Genomic DNA, 19252 nt, shown 5'->3' on the forward strand with positions numbered 1-19252 from the left:
TGTTAGTAATGGATATAAAGCTTATAAAAAAACTTGTAATTAACCCATTGACATTTTTAAATGCGAAAAGTATTATAAGTGTCAACGAATCAGAAAATTCAGTACCACGCATCCTCTCGCTACTAATACGTAGTAGAGATTTTTTTACAACTTTAATTCTTAGTAAGTATATATGTTTTATATATTTTGGGAAGAAGGAGATTTTCTTGAAGAATTTATTTATTAAAACAAAGCAGCAGCAGTATTGGCTAGATCAGCTAGCATCTATTTCTGAGCCAATCAAGGCTGAGGCTAAAGAAGTAGATGAACAATCTCGTTTTCCATTCGAAGCGCATAAACTACTTCTGCAAATTGGTTATCCAAAACTAACTTTACCGAAAGAATATGGCGGTGAAGGATTATCAGTCTATGATTTGGTACTCGTTCAAGAAACGTTAGCAAGCTACGACGAGAATGCTTCACTCTCACTAGGGTGGACATTAGGTGTTATAGGCGAACTATATGAGAAAAAGCTATGGACAGACGATTTACTAAGTTCATTTGCTCAGGAAATAAAGAACGGAGCAATTATAAATAGGGCTGCGAGTGAAGCGGCAACTGGTAGTCCAACACGTGGAGGGCGACCAGGAACAAATGCTGTGTCAAAAGAGGCAGGTTGGCTCTTAAATGGACGTAAAATCTTTACGACAGCCTCCCCGGTACTAGATTACTTCTTAACATCAGCGTGGATTGAGGAGAAAAATCAAATTGGTTACTTCCTTATTCATAAAGATGCCCAGGGGCTTTCAATTGAAGAAAACTGGGAAATGTCTGCAATGCGAGGCACAAGCAGTCATGACCTAGTTTTAAAAGATGTGATAGTCCCTTCAAATCATTTAGTAGAGTTACCGGGTCACCCAAGTGGTGGCAAGATAAATGGTTGGATGCTACATATACCAGCAACATACTTAGGGATTGCGCAGGCAGCTCGTGATTATGCACTGCATTTTGCCAATCATTATCAACCTAATAGTTTAAATGCTCCAATTAGTACATTACCAAATGTGCAGCAACTTCTAGGTGATATTGAATTGAAGCTATATCAAGCGCGCTTTGTACTGTATGGGGTTGCCGAAGCTTATGATGACCCAGCTAGACGTGAGCTTTTGGCAAATGAAATGGCAGTTGCTAAGCATACGGTAACAAATTTGGCGATTGAAATCGTCGATAAGGCAATGCGTGTAGTAGGAGCTAAAAGCCTACAATTAACAAATCCATTACAGCGCTACTATCGAAATGTTCGTGCAGGACTTCATAATCCACCGATGGATGATATGACAATTATTAAATTGGCAAAGGCAGCAATTGAACAACAAAAATCGACTGAACATCAATTACAAAACAATGGAGAATAAGGGGAAATGACATATGTTTAAACAAAAGAAAAAGATTTTCCAATTGGCAGCAATCGGATTGGCTTCACTTGCTATTTTAGCGGGCTGTAATTCAGGTGAAGCTTCAGATAAAGACTCAGAGGATGGCGCGAAAGTACGTACAGTGAAGGTTGCATATGATCAGGCATCTAAGCCTATTAGTTATATTGATGATAACGGAAATCCAACAGGTTACGATGTGGAAGTCATGAAGCTAGTAGATGAAATGTTACCTGACTATAAGTTTGAATTTGTAGGGACGACTAGTGATGATTTACTGATTGGTGTTGAGCAAGGGAAATATCAAGTAGGGATAAAAAATGCCTTCTTTACGCAAGAACGTACTGAAAAGTTTATTTTCCCAAAAGAATTTTTAGGCTTAAGTAGTGCGGGCTTAGTATTACGTAAAGAAGACGAGGGTGTGAAAACATTAGCCGACTTTGCGAAAAAAGGTTATTCATTAGCACCAATTGCTGCGAATAATGCCCAATACACAATTATTGATGAATATAATAAAGCCAACCCAGACAATAAAGTGAAATTACAAGCTGGAGATGCATTTACTGTCGATGTTGTGCAATGGGTAAATGAAAAACGTGTCGATGGTGGTGTGATGATTGAAGGTCCATTTAAACAACAAGTTTTGGCAGAAGATGGCCCATATCATAATTTAAAGGATGATGTAGTTTACAACGAATTTGACGTTATCAAAACATGGCCGCTGTTCAATAAAAAGGAACAAGAATTTGCAGATGCTTACGATAAAGCTATAGCAAAAATTAAAGAGCAAAAGAAAACAAATGAATTAAGCACTAAGTTTTACGGACGAGATTTATTTGAAGTGTTAGATTCTGTGAAGCGCTAATAGGCGGTAGCTGATCAAAGAAGACCCCTCTTTAGAAGGGAAAGTGCTAGCAGCTACTACTAAATAAAAGGCTGTTGAGTCAGTATACTCAGCAGTCTTTATTAATAAAAAGAGAATTATTGTATCAGGTGTGTTGATTAGGGAAAAATGTTTGTTAATTATTGGGTGAAAAAGGGATTTTTTTGTTGATAATTTGCCTTATATATGAGCATATTTAGCTGATTGTAGTGAAGGGCTACTTGACTCCCGCGGGAAAGCGAGACAGACGAGACCCTGCACGGAGCGGAGCGAAGGAAGCGGCTCGTCGCTCGCCCGCAGGAAAGCAAGTAGCCCGTAACGGAAATCAGCGTCTTCTACTTAATTTTAGTAATTAAAAATAGCTAATCAACACACCTCTTATTGTACATTTATATAGAAGTTGGTGAGGAAATGGAGAAGTATTTTGATGCATCATACATTTGGAACTCAATTCCTGTATTATTACCGTTTTTAAAAGTTACCTTTTTAGTCGCGGGTTCTTCCATTGTACTAGGCACAATATTTGGCTTACTATTAGCGGCTGCCAAGTTAAGTTCAATAAAATTGCTGCGAAAATTAGCGAACTTATATACAACGATTATGCGTTGTACACCATCTATCGTCTTATTATTCCTCGTATATTATGGTGTTCCAGCGTTAGCGGAAAACTTCGGCATCAATCTCCATTCAATCGAAACAGCCATTTTCGTAGTCGTAACGTTCACTTTGCAGTTTGCGGCGATTATGTCGGAAGTTATTCGTTCTGCTTATTTAGCGATTGATAAAGGGCAATTTGAAGCGGCTGTTAGTGTGGGATTAACGCCATTTCAGGCCTATCGACGTATTATTTTCCCACAGGCACTCGTTATCGCTTTACCGAACTTTGGGAATGGAATGATTGCCTTATTACAAGAAGGGGCGCTCGCTTATACAATCGGCTTAATTGATATTGTCGGAAAGGCAAATTTAATTATTGCAAGTAACATTAATGCACATGCATTAGAAATATATATTGCTTTAGCGATTGTTTATTGGGTGCTGTCGATTATTATAGAAAAATTCTTCGCTATGCTAGAAAAGTTCTTTGGTAAGGGGAAAAAGACATTAGAAACAACGTAAGGAGGCGAAACCATGAATTATCAATTTTTAGTTGAAACATTTTTTGTTGCATTATCAGGTGTACCTATCGCACTCCTTGTGACAATTGTTGCTATGCTCGTTGCTTTACCACTTGGCTTTCTACTAGCACTAACAAGAATCAATAAAATCCCAGTGATCCATCATATAGCAAAAATTTATGTCTCCTTTGTCCGAGGTACACCTATAATCATTCAAATCTTTATTATTTATAGTAGTATCCCATTACTACTTAAAATGATTTTTGAAAAATATAATATTGCCTACGATATTTATAAAATCAATCCGATTTGGTATGCATTTATCGTCTTCGCATTTAGTACAACGGCAATATTAATTGAGGTATTTCGTTCTGCTTTAAGTACGATTGAAAAAGGTCAGCTAGAGGCTGCTCATGCAGTAGGCTTAACAACATTTCAAGCCTATCGCCGTATTATTATTCCGCAGGCTTTAGTAGTAGCTATGCCAAATATTTGTACGGCTACAGTCAATCTCATTAAAGCGACGTCTTTAGGCTATGCAATGTCCTTACCTGAAATTACATTAAAGGCTAAGGTGGCTGCAAATGTTGGCTACAATTACGTAGAAGCATATATTGATATTTTCATAGTGTACTTAATTTTATGTAGTACAGTTGAATACATCTTTAAACGATATGAAAAACATTTAAGTAAATTCAAAGTGGCAAAAGCCTAAGGGGTGAACGAGTATGTTAGAAATTAAAAATATTCATAAATCATTTGGAGACAATGAAATTTTAAAGGGTGTCGATTTAGCCATTGATAAAGGCGATGTTGTTGTTATTTTAGGCCCAAGCGGCTCAGGAAAAACAACATTATTACGTTGCATTAACTTTTTAGAGAAGGCTGACCAAGGACATGCGACATTTGGTGATATCCAAGTAGATTTTCAAAATGTGAAGAAGAAGGACGTACATTCGATTCGTCAGCGTGTAGCCTTTGTATTCCAAAACTACAATCTTTTCACGAATAAAACAGCGCTAGAAAATGTGACAGAAGGGCTTATTATAGGACGTAAAATTCCGAAGGCAGAAGCGATTGAAGTTGGCAAAAAGGCGCTTGATAAAGTAGGCTTATCAGAAAAATATGATGCCTATCCAAGTCAATTGTCAGGAGGTCAGCAGCAGCGAGTCGGTATTGCACGAGCAGTAGCATTAAATCCTGATATTATTTTATTTGATGAACCGACTTCTGCACTTGACCCAGAGCTAGTAGGAGAAGTCCTTCAGGTTATGAAGAACATTGCAGCAGAAGGAACAACAATGCTTGTGGTCACACATGAAATGGGCTTTGCAAAAGACGTAGCAAACCGGGTGATTTTTATGGACGGTGGTGTCGTAGTAGAGGAAGGAAATCCTCATGATATATTTGTTAATCCGAAAGAGGAGCGCACGAAAAAATTCTTAAAACGTGTTATTCCAGAGGATTATACTTACTACATTTAACTTAAATGATAAAAGAAGAGAATCTGCAAGCCTTCCATGGAAGCTTGTGGATTCTCTTTTTTGAAATTAAAGCTTTAAAAAATGTGTTAACTCATTAATTGAGTAGACATGCAATTCGTGCATAGCTCGTGTACAAGCTGTGTAGAAATAATTACGTTCTGTTTCTCTAGAATAATTAGCTACGGAAGCATTGTATAGCAAGACAGCATCAAATTCAATTCCTTTTGCCATATAAGCAGGTAACAGTAAAATTCCTTTTTTAAATTGATTTGTATCATGGGTAATGAGTTGAAGATCTACTTGGTCTTTCATTTGATCAAAAACCATTGTACATTCATGCTCTGTTTTACAGATGACTGCAATTGTTTCGAACTTTAGGGATAAACTGTTAATCTTTTCGACAAGCTGTTCAATTAAATCTATTTCGTTTGGAACAATCGTGATAGTCGGTTCGGGACCAGTTCGATTAAAGGCTTCTACTTTGGCGCCTTCATGTAAAATCTTCGAAGTTAGTTGAATAATTTGTTTTGTTGAGCGATAACTTTTCGTCAATATCATTTTTTCTGCTTGTTCACCATACAATTGTGGCGTTAGCAGGGAAGGGTTTTTAAAGGTATGAGGATGGATGGTTTGATGTCCATCGCCCAATATAGTCATACGTGCACGTGGGAATAATTGTTGTAATACAAATAGCTGAAATGGAGAATAGTCTTGTGCTTCATCAACTAAAACATGGCGAATCATCGTATTTGTTCGTTGACCTTCTATTTTGTCCTGCAAATATAAAAATGGAGCGGTATCTTCATATGAAATAATGCGCTTTGCTAAATTAGGGAGTGTATGTTGACAGATTTCTTCCCAATGGTCGGGCAAAAAGTTCTGTAATTGCTGATGAATCGTATAGTTCATCTCAAACAAATGTCGATAAATGCCTAATATGTGAACAAACTTTAATTGTTTCACAGATTGACGAAGTGGCTTGAACTGTTTTTTGACAATTTGGATGGCTAATTTCTTGCGTTCTTGCTCGAAATCATCAAAAGAATTTTCTGAAAATCGACCTTCATGTAAAAGCTCGCTATAGGTTTTTGTATATTCTTCAATGTCTAAAAGTTCACTGGCTTCTTCTACCCATTCTTTTGCCCGTTCTGCTTTTTCAATTTTCGATAATCGTTGTAATAACCATTCTTTCACTAACTGCAGTCGATTTGGGATAGGCATTGTGGCGTTGAACGAATAAAAGTATTCAGCAATTTCTTGAGCTGTAATAATTCTTTCTCCGCGAAAAACAATATTTTTAAACAGCAAACCTTCATTTGTAAGGTGCTCAATATATTTGTCCATCAATTCTCGATATTGGAGGCTAGCTTTAAAAGAAATAATCGAAAGCTTCATTTGGTAGAGTGAGTCATCTTGCTCTGTTAAAAGTGACTCCAATTGCTCATAAGGATATTCCAATTGGAACTGTCGACCTAAACGTTTTGTTGCATATTCGGAGAAGGTTAATTGCTGCATATTGTCTTCACCTAAATCCGGTAAAACGGTATGAACATATTGATTAAAGAGCTGATTAGGTGTAATCAATAAAATTTGATCAGCAGTAATTTGGTCTCGATAATGATATAACAAATAAGCAACACGTTGGAGAGCAACAGCCGTTTTTCCACTACCCGCGACACCCTCTACGATTAGATAAGGAGTGCTGACATGTCGAATTATTTTATTTTGCTCAGCTTGAATCGTTGCTACGATGCTGCGGATATGTTCGTTTGCATTTTGAGCGAGAATATCGAGTAATAAGTCATCACCGATCGTTAAACCTGTATTAAACATCGATTGTAATTGGCCATTTTTAATGATAAATTGCCGTTTTAAAAGCATCTCACCTTGAATTTCGTCAGTCGCCGTTTCATAAGTAGCGGGGCCAGGGGTGTAATCATAATACATACTTGATATAGGGGCTCGCCAATCGTAAATTAGTATGTTTTCATTCTCTTCATCCATTAAGGTTGCTACACCGATATAAATCTTTAAAGGTTCGTTATGATCATCCTGTAAAAAATCAATGCGAGCGAAATAGGGTGATTGCAGTAAACGGTCATAAATTTTTACATCCTTGATGACACGTTGCTGAGCATGCTGGGAATCAGATAAGAGCTCTGCCTGTTGTTTGATAGCATAAAAGGTTTCGTCTATATCCTCAGGCGTATCTAAATTCACTCTAACGTCGTCCCAAAAGGTTTTCTTTAACGCTAAAACATTGTCTTTAACAGTCTTTTCTTTTTGCAGTAACTCCTCTTTTTTATGATCAACTGTGTTTAAACAAAGAGCAAGATACTGTTTTTCTTCTGTCCATTCATATTGCTTTTCCAATGTTACTCACATTCCTTTCAATATGGATTTAGAATCGGGAAATTTATCATACAGCTATTTCAGAAAGAAGTATAGTCTAGTAATTTTGGCAAATTTATGATATAATAAAGTTATAAGAGAAAATCAATTTTTTAATAAAAAAGGCTGTTCCGCAAAAGGTGGAGCAGTCTTTTTTTTGTAGTCAAATTGTCCCTTTTGAAGAATGTTGCTTTTTATGGATAGTTTCCGAAATTTTGGTATGACATCATGTATATAGGTTGATCTCCGTTCCAACAGGACGCTTTCCTTAGGTTCCTGGTGAGGTGTGGTGTTCTTAGTAGCCGTTCTCGTACTTGCTCGCTCCAGGGCCCATCCGTGACCCGAGAAGTCGCTCAGCCTCTGCTCGACTTATGTTCATGGTATACATTTCAAAAAATGTTATGTCGGATTTATATCATTTTTACCCTCAAAAATTAATCCCTATACGTTAGAGTTAAGTTGATGATTGAATTTTGATAAAAACAGCTTCATGAGTAAGGGGGGAAGTCGTTAATTGCTAACTAAAGAATATGTTTCTAGAAACGATATAGACACTTGAAAGGGGGTGAGAAAAAATGAAGGTGATATTTACAGTTGGGTTACCTGGAAGTGGCAAGAGTACGTTTGTTAAAGAGCTAGCGAAAAGCGAAAATGCAGTTATTCTTTCAAGTGATGCTATACGTCAAGAGTTATTTGGTGACGTTTCAAGACAAAAAACACGAATAGTATTTCGTGTTTTGTACGAGCGTTTAAATGAATTTGTGGCTAAAGGTCAATCTGTCATTGTTGATGCGACAAATATCGAACGGGAACGCAGGATGTTTGCACTGAGTAAATTGTCTGGTAATGTGAAGGTTGCATGCTATTATTTTGATACTCCTTATACTTTGTGTGTATCAAGAAATCAACAAAGAAAGAGAAAAGTTCCGTTAGTGATAATGGATAAAATGAGAAAGAATTTAGAGTTTCCGATATTGGGAGAAGGGTTTGAAGAGGTGCATATTGTACATGAAGCGAGTCCATATGAAATCTCAAAAGAGCAATTTCTTTCACTAATCCAAAGCGAACCCACATATGAAGAGCTTTTTCAAAAGTTGAGAGCGGTCCAACCATTTAAAGAGATTTATCAATTTAATCAAGAAAATCCTTATCATCAATTTTTACTTTGCCAGCATACGTATTTTGTTTATGAATATATGAACGAATACTATATGGAGAGTGACAAGTTAGCGCTACAAATAGCTGCTTTATTCCATGATGTAGGCAAACCGTTTTGTAAAAAATATAAAGAATTACAACAAAGATATGGATATTATGGACATGAAAATGTATCTGCTCAAATGGTATGCCATTTTTTATTAGAGCTTGGCTTTGAAGAAGACTTTGTTTTAAAGGTTGTTAATTTAGTGCAATTTCATATGTTAATTCAATATGGGGGCGATAGGGGATCAAGTAAGATTTATCATTTATTAGATGGTGACTTATTAACAAAGCTTTATTTCTTTCGTGAAGCAGATCAATTTGCGAAGTAGATGTAAACAAAGGAAGTGAGTTTATGACCAATTTGATGAAGTATCCAAGAAGCTTTCATTTGCCGTGGAGTAGAGGATATACACATGATGACAAGGTTGCTAAAAATGTTGATCATTTTATTGGAAAAGAGGTAGTTGTAACCGAAAAATTAGACGGGGAAGGAACAACACTTTATCAAAACTATATGCATGCTAGAAGCTTAAATTCAGGAGATCATCCGTCGAGGCATTGGGTGAAAACGTTTCATGCTACATTTGCCTTCCAGATTCCAGAAGGTTGGAGATTATGTGGCGAAAATATTTATGCCAAGCACTCCATTTACTACAATGAGTTAACTAGTTACTTTTATTTATTTAGTATTTGGAACGAAAAAAATATTTGTTTAAGCTGGGATGAAACAGTTCGTTATGCAGCTGAATGGGGGATTGAAACGGTACCTGTATTATATCGAGGTATTTTCGATGAAGAAAAAATAAAGAAGACGTTTACAGGAAGATCACTTCTTGGGGGTGAGCAGGAAGGGTATGTTATTAGAAATGCGGATGCCTTCCATTATGATGATTTTCGATATAACCTAGGGAAATTTGTGAGACAGAATCATGTTCGAACAAGCGAACATTGGTTAAATGAAGAAGTGATTCCTAATCAATTGAAATAAGCTTTATTTGAAAAGATTGAATCTACTATAAAACAAAAGGACTGAGAACAATGTAATTCTTTAACACGAAATTAATAATATATAACAAATATGAGGAAGTATGCAGTGGCAGCGAGTCCCTTTGCTGAATAGGGACTTACAGGTTCGATTCCTGTCAACCTCACTAAATGAAAAGGCATAATAGAATATATTCCCTCTAAGTAGACAATGTAAAAAGGATACTTAGGGGGTTTTTCTATGAACAGGATAGATTAACCTTCTGCTTCGTGGAGAAGTATTACTTTTTTAAATAAATAATTTAGTATAGCTACCGTCTTTTAGACTTTTTTCTCAAAAATTAAACGCACTCCCATTTCTCACTTATATTATTTAATTTTTTTAGATCGGAATGGAGAATGGCAAAATCGTACTATACGTCATGGGAAACATGATATAAGATAAAATATAGAAAATATTATAAATGGGAGGTAAAAATGGTGAGAAATGGTTATTTGTCGATAATTAGTATTTTAGCATGCTGTTTTTTACTTCTGCCACCGTATACAGCAAGTGCCCATCCAGGCAGAACTGATAGCAATGGAGGACATACCTGTCGAACTAACTGCGCAAAATGGGGATTAGAAAATGGAGAGTATCATTATCATAATGGCGGTAGTACATCCAACGGTAGTAGTGGAACATCCAGTGGTAGCAGTAGTACATCAAAGCCTGCCCCAACAAAATCTGTAACCTCAACGCCAGAGCCAAAAGTGGATGAGGATCAAGTGAAGGCGGAAAACTATTACACAACAGCAGCGGATTTATATAATAGTGGAGATTATAAGAAAGCTATTACTGAACTTGAAAAGATTTATGAATTGAATAAAAGTAGTAGTAAGACAGATAGCCTTGTTCAAAAATCTATGAATGCTATTTATCAGTTGGCTGAATCTAAGAGTAATGCAGGGGATTATTCAATAGCTAAAGATTATGCGATTTATATAAAAGAAAATCGAAATGCTAGCGACGAGATTAAGCTAAAGGCTAATGGTTTATTAAAACAAATAGAAGAGAACGAGAAAATCAATGAATTGCTTTATAAAGCAACAAATGCTAGAGATGAAAAAGAGTACGAAAAAACTTTCAGCTTTATCCAAGAGGCTCAGAAGATAAAAGATTTAGATAAAATTAAATCTTTTTATAATGAAACGGTAGAGTCTTTAACGAGTGATGCAGAAGAAGCATTTCACCAAAAGCAGTATGGGGATGCTAAAAAGCTTTATAAATTATTGGTCAAAAAAACAGAAACGCCAACATTAATCTCACAATATCAAAAGAAAATCCAGCGAATACAAGGCGAACAATTACTACTAAAAAGTTTTGATATTAAGACAACGGATTTTGAAGGGACGTCTCTTTTTAATCATTTAATGGAAGATGAAAACAACTCACATTATGATGAAAATATTGTAAATATATTAAAAGACTCCTTACATGAGGGTACAGATAATGCTAGGAAATTTATATTTAATGTTAACATTGAAGAATTGTTAAAAGGGGGAAAGAAAGATGCTGCATAAATCAGAGTTAAAACTTAGAACCCCGATTTTTAAAACAGCTTGGTTTATGTGGTTTTGGTTAATTATTTTTCCTCCTTTGGGTGTATTTCTTATGTGGAAACAGGGACGTCTTACTAAAATGAAACGTACTATAGCTACCGCAATAGCCGGTGTCTACTTTGTCTCTCCGATGATAATTGGAATGGCAACAACGCTGCCTCTTTATAGTAACCAAGAAGAATTTATAGAGGCATTCAATAAAGAAATAAAAAAACTAGACTTCTCGTATTCTCTTGAAAATATAAAAAAAGAAGAAGAAACAATTACTTCGAAGTTGGGTAAGGATATTACTTTAATTGAAAATATTGATGAAAAAGGCGCAGTACATGAGTTGGTTATGGTGGGGCAAGGCGAAGGGATGGATATCATACTTTCTATGGGGTTGTTAATTGGTATGACAAACCCCATCTTAAACCAAAACGAGATTGGCGCTGTTTTGAAGGATTTACGTTTGTTTGACGAAAGTTATGAATATCAAAAGAATGAAACAACTGTAGAGAAAAATAAGATTCGTTATAATTTAAAATATGATCAAGCTGCTGGTGTAATATTTAGTGTTTCAAAAGTGAATTAATATTATAGCTAATGAATCTTTCAATAGAAAAAGTGCGAGCAACTAGCTCGCACTTTTTTTGGAAATTACTTTGTATAGTTATCGAAATAACCTTGAATATAAATCATTGGTGTTCCTTTATCACCTGAACCAGAAGTTAGATCAGATAGTGAACCAATTAGGTCTGTTAAACGACGAGGTGTTGTACCTTGAGCTGCCATTTGCCCAGTTAAATCTTCGTCTTTGTTTTGGATATACTCAGAAATTGCTGCTTTTAATTCTTCGCCGCGAAGATCCGCAAAATCATTATCTGCTAAGTATTTTAGCTTTACTTCGTTTGGCGTGCCATCTAATCCAGCAGTGAAAGCTGGTGAAACAACTGGGTCAGCTAACTCCCAAATCTTGCCCACAGGATCTTTAAATGCACCATCACCATAAACCATTACTTCAACTGTTTTACCAGTAGCTTCTTTGAGTTTTGCTTGGATGCCATCAACGATTGGTTGGCAAGTATGTGGGAATAATTTTACGCTATCTTCAGTAGCTTTATTTGAACCAAGTAGACCATACTCCGCATTGAAGCCAGAACCGTTATTAGATACAGATAAAATATTATCAAGACTGTATACTTTTTCAGCGCCATTTGCCGTTAAAATACGTTTCGTACGTAAGCGTGTATGAATATCACAAGTTAAAACACTCTTCGTAAAATCTAAAATTGTTTTTGGGTTATTTGAAAAGATAACTTCACAAGTAGCACCTTCAGCTTCGATCAGCTCTTTATAATATTCGATATAATCTACACCTGTAAATGTATGTTTTTTATAGCCGAAATGCTCACGGAATTCAACCTCAGTTAAAGTATCTGTCCAAGGATTAATCCCTTTGACATCTAGCTCATCGATATCAACTAGGTGATTCCCAACTTCATCAGATGGATAGCTAAGCATAAGAACAACCTTTTTTACGCCTTTTGCAATACCACGTAAGCAGTTAGCGAAACGATTACGGCTTAGAATTGGAAAAATAACACCAACAGTATCATCGCCAAATTTAGCAGCTACGTCAGTTGCGATATCATCAATGGATGCATAGTTACCTTGTGCACGCGCAACGACAGATTCTGTTACTGTGACAATGTCACGATCTTCAATGGAATAGCCTTCAATCTTTGCTGCATTTAATACTGTATCAACAACGATTTGCTCAATATTATCGCCTTCGTTAATAATTGGACCACGAAGACCTCTTACTACTGTACCAACTACACGTTCCAAAATAATCTCTCCTTATTAAATAGGTAAATGTATGTTAAATAAAACCAATATAGTTTTACTATACGCTCCTTTAGTGATATAAGTAAAATTAATAGTTCGTATAATAGATATAAGAGGTGCTTATATGATAGGGAAATTAGATTTATATCGCGTTTTTAGTATTGTCGCTAAAAATAATAGCTTTTCAAGTGCAGCTAAAGATTTATATATGACTCAACCAGCTGTTAGCCAAGCCATGATGCAATTAGAAAAGGAGCTAGGTACACGTCTTTTTAACCGTACACCTAAAGGGGTGACGTTAACAACTGAGGGTAAACTTTTATATGAGTATACAAATTCAGCGTTAGGCCTTTTAGATGCTGGTGAGGAGAAGCTGCTAGAATTTAAAAATTTAACAACAGGTCAATTGAAAATTGGAGTAGGGGACACTATTTCTCGTTTCTTTTTAATGCCTTATCTAGAGACGTTTCATACAATGTATCCAAATATCAAATTACAAATGTTAAATGGAACGACTTCGGAAATTTGTAACTTTATTAAATCTGGTGAGGTTGATATAGGACTTTGTAATTTTCCGATAGAAGATCAGACATTACAGTTAACAGCTTGCACCGAGGTTCAGGATATTTTTGTATGCGGCGAAAAGTACAAAACCTTGGCATCAAAAAGCTTAAGCTTTGAGGATCTGTTAAAGTTTCCACTTGTATTTTTAGAGAAAAAATCAAATTCAAGAAAGTATGTAGAAGATTATTTATTTGCAAGAGGGATCTTCATTGAACCTGAGTTTGAGCTTGGTTCACATGATCTAGTGCTGGAATTTGCACGCAGTAATTTAGGAATTGCTTGTGTAACGAAAGAATTTTCTAAAGATTATTTGCAGCGAGGATTTTTATATGAGCTAACATTAACAGAAAGTATACCAAATCGGAGCATTGGCATGTGTTATTTGAAAAGCGTACCTTTATCTCGAGCAGCGTTGAAATTTGTAGAAATTATTGAGCATAAGCAGGAGCGTAAACGTCTAAATCCAAGAATTATAAAGTGAGCTTAGCGAGTAGTGTTGAAAACCAAAATGGTGAAGGGAATCTATGTCACATTAAATAAAGTATGGCTCTTCTGCAAAACGAGAGGTTGATTTCCGTTCGACTGGGCGCTTTGTAGCTGCCGCTTTGCTTTCGCTACAGAAAACATTTGTTGTTGCTGTCGCTACGCTTTCGCACAGAAAACATCCGCTTCGCTGCAGGGTCTCGGGCCAACACGATGTTGGTCACGAAGGCTTTATCACAGGACGTGATGGTTTTAGCCTTCGTTCCTCTATTGCTGATCCCCAAGGAGTCGCCCAGTTTCCACTCCAATCAACCACTTCACATAGTATATATCTTCTGACACATAATAGCTTTTCAACAACATGAAGCTTAGCGAATTACTAGTCGCTAAGCTTTTTTTAATAGTGCCTCTAAAAGAATGTCGACATTGCGTTTATTTTTTATTGTAGGCGAGCACAAATAAGAAAATGTTCGGATAAAATGCTGTTCCTCGAGGGGTAAGATTTTTATATCGCCATTTTTAAATTCACGCTCAATGACACTAGCGGACAGTAATGAAAGTCCAAGCCCCTGTATAACGCTTTCTTTCACACCTTGATTGCTACTAATAGTAAGAAGTGAACGTACTTGGAGCCCATTTGCTCTAAATAAATGATCTAAATAATAACGTGTGCCAGAGCCTTCTTCACGTGCAACCCAATTTTGCTGCTGTAAGTCCGAAACTGTAATCGTTGACTCCTTTGCAAGAGGGTGATTACTCGCGCTGACAATAAATAACTCGTCTTGCATAAACGGTTTAATAAGAAGTTCATGGTCGTGTGCTTGTCCTTCAATAAGACCGATATCGACTTGTAATAATTTTGTATATTGAATGATTTCTTTCGTATTGCCAATAATAACTTGAAGCTCTAGCTGAGGGAATTGCTGTTGCAAGCTGGCAATGATAGGAGGTAATATATATTCCCCAATGGTAAAGCTAGCGCCAATCACAAGTGTACCTTGAATTTCATGGTGATAGGTTAAAATATCTTCCTTTGCTGCCTCGGCAATGGCCATCATTTGCTTAGCTCGTTTATATAAAATTTCTCCAGTTGGTGTGATTTGTACAGATTTTGGTGAACGGATAAATAAAGTCGTGTGAAATTCTTGTTCTAAGTTTTTAATGTGTAAACTGACACTTGGCTGCGAAATATGAAGTATTTCGGAAGTTTTCGTAAAATTATTGACCTCCACCAGTGTGATGAACGTTCTTAAAGCATCAAATTGCATATCATCACTCCTATCATTAAAAATATTAATAATTATAATTATATATATGTATTTTACTGATGATTAACTTTCTAATAAAGTAAAATCATCAAGGATGAAAGAAGTGAACAACATGGATAATGGCCAGCAGAGGTTAAAAAGTTTCCTGACCCCAGCGTTTATGAAGGGAATCTTGTTGACACTCATTATTGCCTTAGTAGCAAAATATATTTCGACATTTCCTTTCTTCTCAATATTAGGGCAGCTTGTCATTGCGATTATATTAGGTATGGCTTGGAGAGCAGCCTTTAAGGTGCAGGATTCTTGGCAAACAGGTATAACATTTTCAAGTAAAAAATTATTACGCCTCGGCATTATTTTTCTAGGTATGCGCTTGAATTTAGCGGATATTTACAATGCTGGAGCGAGTGTCTTTCTTATTGCGTTTATTAATCTAGTATTTGCTTTAGTGGTTGTATATGGCTTAACTAAGGTATTTCATGTAGATAAGAAACTAGGCATATTAACAGCTTGTGGTACAGCTATTTGTGGGGCTGCTGCTGTTGTCGCTATTGCTCCTCAAATTAAAGCGAATGAAAAAGAAACTGCAGTGGGCGCAGCGATAGTCGCATTGCTAGGGACTGTATTCACATTAGTCTACACGGTGTTATACTCTGTATTTAACTTAACTCCTACTGAATATGGTATTTTTGCGGGAGGCACTCTACATGAAATTGCTCATGTTATTGCAGCAGCCTCAGCTGGTGGAAATGAAGCAATTGATATGGCAGTTATTGTGAAGCTAACACGTGTCGCATTGCTTGTACCAGTAGCCATAGTCATCGGTATTTTATATCGAAGAATTGATAAGGGGCAGGAAAAAGAAGGATTTTCACTGTCGATAATTCCATGGTTTATCCTTGGGTTTTTAGCGATGAGTGCTATTAATTCGTTAGGGATTGTACCAGCTAATGTAGCGCAAACATTTGTAAATATCGCTTATATTTTAATTGGGATGGCGATGGCTGGACTAGGTTTAAATGTAGACATAAAAACCTTTAAACAATTAGGCGTAAAAGCGTTTATTGCAGGATTTATCGGTTCGGTTTGCTTATCAATACTTGGCTATGTTTTAGTTATTTTCATGCAATAATTCAAAAGATCCTGCATTTTCAAAAATGCAGGATCTTTTTTAGATAGAATCAGAAGATATTTTAGTTGTTACTTCTTTCAGCCTACTGAAAGAAGTTAAAAATTAGCGTAATGCTTCAATCGAAGAAGCTAATTCAGCTATAACTATTTTGCTACCGATAAGTGGACTGTTTTCAGGTTTTCCTCCCTCAGCACTTTGTCCAGGACGGTGATGAGCTGCGGCGAATGCATCGCTATTACGCCAAGCTTGGAAATGCTCTTTAGACTCCCAGTACATATTGACGCTCATTTCGTCATAAGTGGGATCATCAGTTGAAACTAATACCTCCACTTTATGGAAGCCTTCAAACTGCTGTAGAGGTCCTGGTTTTGTAAAGTTCGGTGCCATTTTTGCAGCAAAGCCGGGTTTGACTTGAATACGATTTGTAACAATAATCATGCTTTCCCCCCTAATCATTTTTTAGTTAACTATACGAATGAATTATCAATGATTATCATTCGCAATCAATGATAATTCGCCTAGGAAGACATTGTCAATAGAAGAGCCATGTAAATTGCAAATAGCTCGATATTTGATGCACCACTATAAGTATGAACAGTCTCATTAGGCCCTGACATTTAACTGACATAATCCGATGATATAATGAAAATACGAATGTACTGGTAACGAGGTGAAAGGGCATGGCAAAAATATTAGTAGTAGAAGACGAATATGCAATTAGCCAAGTTTTGAAGGCATATTTGAAAAAAGTAGGCTATGATGTTATGCAATGTTTTAATGGCGGTCGGGCATTGGCTATATTTCAAGAGGTTCAGCCTGATTTAGTATTACTAGATATTATGTTACCAGAAAAAAACGGTTGGTTAGTTTTAAAGGAAATTAGAGAAGTTAGCTCTTGTCCAGTGATCATGCTAACGGCATTAGGCGATGTAAATTATCGATTAGAGGGTTTCGATCAAGGAGCAGACGATTATATTGCAAAGCCATTTATTGCTGATGAGGTAGTGGCAAGAGTCAAGGCGGTTTTAAGGCGCGCTAAAGGGAGCCGTGAATCTTCAGAAATAAAACACTTTGGTGGGTTAGAGATTGATATGAAAGCCCATCGAGTGCTACTTAAGGGAGAAGAAATCATCTTAACGCCTAGAGATTTATCTGTACTTTTATTTTTGGCCGAGCATCCAAACCAAACATTTACACGTGACCAACTTATTGATCAAGTTTGGGGCTGGGAATATGAAGGTAGTGATAGAGCGGTGGATTTAGCGGTGAAGCGACTAAGAAAGGTACTTAAAGAATGGGATGAGGAAGAGGGAGAAATAAAGACACTACGTGGATTGGGGTATCAGCTAAGTGTTCAAAAAAAATAAGCGAATATCTTTACGCAACTATTGGACAAGTCGCTATTTATTAACTCTCTTTGTAGGTCTAGCTATTATCTCTTTTATTTCTGCGGCATGGATTCGGCATACGACGTTTCAAAATCGACTAGAGATGATGGAATTTATAGCAGACGAGACTGTATTTCGCCTAACAGATACTTCTAGCCAAAATAATGGACCTATGAGCGGTATTCCAGGGTTTATTGGTAACCGTGAGCGATCTACTATGCGAGAAATTGATCCTGTTTTATATGTTGTAGATACGGCAGGCAATATAGTAAGTAGCAATCGACCGATGCCTCCAGGAAGTGAAAAAAATGTTGCCAACATACTGGATGGTGAAGAAGGGACAAAGAAAATAACTGTAACGAGTGAGGGACAAGAGTTAGTTCAATATGTCGTAAAAAGAAAACTTGAAAGGGACAATAAGGAAGTTGGCTGGGTGCTTGTCTTAGAGAAAAAGGAGAATTTAACGAAGGTTAACCAAGCATACGGGCTACTGGCATTACTTATTGGAGCACTTGCTGTATTGGGGTGGGGTGCTATTTATTTTTTATCCAAACGTCTAGCACACCCAATAAAACAGGTTGCCGAAGCTGCAAAGCAAGTGCAAGAAGGAAACTATACATTTGATTTGCCTCAAAATAGTAAGGAAGAAGAAATTTATGAGCTCGTTACTTCTTTTAAAGAAATGGCGAATAAGCTAGAACAATTAGAAAAGACTCGAACAGAATTATTAGCGGGCGTCACCCACGAGCTAAAAACACCGGTTACGTCAATTAGTGGGTTATTGCAGGCGGTGAAAGATGGAGTCGTTACAGGTCAGGATGCTAGTGAATTTATTCAAATGGCATTAGTAGAAACGACGAAAATGAAAACGATGGTCGGTGATTTGCTAGCTTATAATCATTTTGCGGTAGATGCAATTCCAGTAAAGCTTGAAACAATGAATGTTAATCAGTTAGTGCGTGATGCTGTAGCTCAATGGGAAGTAATGCAGGATGACGAAAATGTTAAAATACAAATGGATTTCCTTGCAGACTCCGTTGATGTTCAGGCGGATGTTGTACGTATACAGCAAATAGTTACTAATTTATTGACGAATGCAAAGCAAGCAATGCAGGAAGGGATTGTCATCATTACGCTGGTGGAAAAAGAGGATGCTGTCTTCATTACTGTAAAGGACACAGGACATGGTATCCCTCAGGAAGATCAGGCATTTATCTTTGAACGTTTTTATAGAGGAGAAAATAAAAAATATACGGTCCGAGGCTTAGGCTTAGGATTATCACTTAGTAAAATGATGGCGCAATCTATAGGCGGTGATTTACGACTAATTGACAGTAATTCATCAGGAACATGCTTTGAAATAACACTGAAAAAGGCTACTTCGCTCTAAAAGGCGTGGTAGCTTTTTTTGTAAAGTTTTTTTGAAGGAAATGTAAAGCTGACATCTGACTGACACATTAGGCCTTTATAGTAAGCATTGTAAACGAGAAACCAAAAGAAAGGACGGGAT

17 protein-coding genes are annotated in these 19252 nt (G+C 36.6%); 13 read left to right on the forward strand and 4 right to left on the reverse strand.

Annotation, left to right across the window (positions count from 1 at the left end):
• Positions 1-206 precede the first annotated feature (206 nt).
• From ACMZ42_RS15075 to ACMZ42_RS15095, 5 genes are all read left to right on the forward strand, one after another.
• Positions 207-1394, forward strand: coding sequence for an acyl-CoA dehydrogenase family protein (locus ACMZ42_RS15075; protein WP_415731938.1), 1188 nt, complete (start codon positions 207-209; stop codon positions 1392-1394).
• 13 nt (positions 1395-1407) lie between these two features.
• Positions 1408-2277, forward strand: coding sequence for a transporter substrate-binding domain-containing protein (locus tag ACMZ42_RS15080; protein WP_415731939.1), 870 nt, complete (start codon positions 1408-1410; stop codon positions 2275-2277).
• 429 nt (positions 2278-2706) lie between these two features.
• A complete protein-coding gene (locus ACMZ42_RS15085) occupies positions 2707-3414 on the forward strand; it encodes an amino acid ABC transporter permease (RefSeq protein WP_197142622.1) in 708 nt (235 codons plus the stop codon).
• A gap of 12 nt (positions 3415-3426) precedes the next feature.
• Positions 3427-4128, forward strand: coding sequence for an amino acid ABC transporter permease (locus ACMZ42_RS15090; protein WP_134022231.1), 702 nt, complete (start codon positions 3427-3429; stop codon positions 4126-4128).
• A gap of 13 nt (positions 4129-4141) precedes the next feature.
• Complete coding sequence (locus ACMZ42_RS15095) at positions 4142-4897, forward strand: amino acid ABC transporter ATP-binding protein (RefSeq protein ID WP_370077824.1); 756 nt, start codon at positions 4142-4144, stop codon at positions 4895-4897.
• Positions 4898-4963: 66 nt separating this feature from the next.
• On the opposite strand, the gene helD is transcribed toward ACMZ42_RS15095, so the two are convergent.
• Positions 4964-7270, reverse strand: coding sequence for an RNA polymerase recycling motor HelD (gene helD / locus ACMZ42_RS15100; RefSeq protein WP_415731940.1), 2307 nt, complete (start codon positions 7268-7270; stop codon positions 4964-4966).
• Positions 7271-7863: 593 nt separating this feature from the next.
• Between helD and ACMZ42_RS15105 the strand changes: the two genes are divergently transcribed.
• The 4 genes from ACMZ42_RS15105 to ACMZ42_RS15120 all read left to right on the forward strand — a co-directional run bounded on the left by ACMZ42_RS15105 (position 7864) and on the right by ACMZ42_RS15120 (position 11651).
• Positions 7864-8820, forward strand: coding sequence for an AAA family ATPase (locus ACMZ42_RS15105; RefSeq protein WP_402869938.1), 957 nt, complete (start codon positions 7864-7866; stop codon positions 8818-8820).
• A 23-nt stretch (positions 8821-8843) separates the two neighbouring features.
• The gene (locus tag ACMZ42_RS15110; RefSeq protein WP_415731941.1) at positions 8844-9479 is read left to right on the forward strand and encodes an RNA ligase family protein; all 636 of its coding nucleotides are present in this window, start codon (positions 8844-8846) and stop codon (positions 9477-9479) included.
• Between the two features lie 473 nt (positions 9480-9952).
• Positions 9953-11038 carry a YHYH domain-containing protein gene (locus tag ACMZ42_RS15115; RefSeq protein ID WP_415731942.1) on the forward strand — a complete coding sequence of 362 codons (1086 nt, stop codon included), beginning with the start codon at positions 9953-9955 and terminating at the stop codon, positions 11036-11038.
• Positions 11028-11651, forward strand: coding sequence for a hypothetical protein (locus ACMZ42_RS15120; RefSeq protein ID WP_370077818.1), 624 nt, complete (start codon positions 11028-11030; stop codon positions 11649-11651). The genes ACMZ42_RS15115 and ACMZ42_RS15120 overlap by 11 nt, the downstream gene beginning before the upstream one ends.
• 65 nt (positions 11652-11716) lie before the next feature.
• Here ACMZ42_RS15120 and ACMZ42_RS15125 read toward each other — a convergent pair whose 3' ends face one another.
• On the reverse strand, positions 11717-12907 hold the full coding sequence (locus ACMZ42_RS15125; protein ID WP_402869947.1) for a coenzyme F420-0:L-glutamate ligase: 1191 nt from the start codon (positions 12905-12907) through the stop codon (positions 11717-11719).
• Positions 12908-13031: 124 nt separating this feature from the next.
• On the opposite strand from ACMZ42_RS15125, the gene ACMZ42_RS15130 reads away from it, so the two are divergent.
• Positions 13032-13952, forward strand: coding sequence for a LysR family transcriptional regulator (locus ACMZ42_RS15130; protein WP_370077814.1), 921 nt, complete (start codon positions 13032-13034; stop codon positions 13950-13952).
• A 388-nt stretch (positions 13953-14340) separates the two neighbouring features.
• Here ACMZ42_RS15130 and ACMZ42_RS15135 read toward each other — a convergent pair whose 3' ends face one another.
• Positions 14341-15222, reverse strand: a complete 882-nt coding sequence (locus ACMZ42_RS15135; RefSeq protein ID WP_415731943.1) for a LysR family transcriptional regulator — start codon at positions 15220-15222, stop codon at positions 14341-14343.
• Positions 15223-15334: 112 nt separating this feature from the next.
• On the opposite strand from ACMZ42_RS15135, the gene ACMZ42_RS15140 reads away from it, so the two are divergent.
• Positions 15335-16354 (forward strand): YeiH family protein, encoded by a 1020-nt coding sequence (locus ACMZ42_RS15140; RefSeq protein WP_370077971.1) that lies wholly within the window; start codon positions 15335-15337, stop codon positions 16352-16354.
• A gap of 102 nt (positions 16355-16456) precedes the next feature.
• Here the strand turns inward: ACMZ42_RS15140 and ACMZ42_RS15145 are convergent, their stop codons facing one another.
• Positions 16457-16792, reverse strand: a complete 336-nt coding sequence (locus ACMZ42_RS15145; RefSeq protein WP_142509939.1) for a heme oxygenase — start codon at positions 16790-16792, stop codon at positions 16457-16459.
• A gap of 242 nt (positions 16793-17034) precedes the next feature.
• On the opposite strand from ACMZ42_RS15145, the gene ACMZ42_RS15150 reads away from it, so the two are divergent.
• Both ACMZ42_RS15150 and ACMZ42_RS15155 read left to right on the forward strand, forming a co-directional pair.
• On the forward strand, positions 17035-17721 hold the full coding sequence (locus ACMZ42_RS15150; protein ID WP_415731944.1) for a response regulator: 687 nt from the start codon (positions 17035-17037) through the stop codon (positions 17719-17721).
• Positions 17705-19132: an ATP-binding protein gene (locus ACMZ42_RS15155; protein WP_415731945.1), complete on the forward strand. Its 1428-nt coding sequence runs from the start codon at positions 17705-17707 to the stop codon at positions 19130-19132. Before ACMZ42_RS15150 ends, ACMZ42_RS15155 begins: the two co-directional genes overlap by 17 nt.
• Positions 19133-19252: the final 120 nt, after the last annotated feature.

The organism is Lysinibacillus sp. NPDC056185 (assembly GCF_047737915.1).
Classification (GTDB): domain Bacteria; phylum Bacillota; class Bacilli; order Bacillales_A; family Planococcaceae; genus Lysinibacillus.